Origin of the sequence: Cupriavidus sp. SIMBA_020 (assembly GCF_046535395.1) — a bacterium.
Classification (GTDB): domain Bacteria; phylum Pseudomonadota; class Gammaproteobacteria; order Burkholderiales; family Burkholderiaceae; genus Cupriavidus; species Cupriavidus campinensis.
Map to the genome: position 1 here is coordinate 1 of NZ_JAWRWU010001095.1, position 255 is coordinate 255.

Here is a 255-nt window from a genome sequence, read left to right on the forward strand (position 1 = left end):
GTCAACGCTGCGACGAAGTCGGCTGCCACGTTTCTGAATCGCAGCGTCTACGGCAACGACGAAGACATGCAGGCAGCAATCGACGCCGAGACGGCAGGCGTCGATCCGATCGTTGCGGACGACGTCATTCGCGCGGCGATCCTGCTCACGCTCGGCAAGCTCTACGCCTACCGCGAGGACGTTGTCGCGGGCACGTCGACGAGCGTGATGGAACTGCCGGGCGGCGCGAAAGCGCTGCTGTTTCCGTACCGCACC

1 protein-coding gene is annotated in these 255 nt (G+C 64.7%); it reads left to right on the top strand.

Going from position 1 to position 255, the window contains the following annotated elements:
- Nucleotides 1-255 (top strand): head-tail connector protein (locus tag SB751_RS32885; protein WP_410749364.1); only part of this gene is annotated, 255 nt, incomplete at both ends.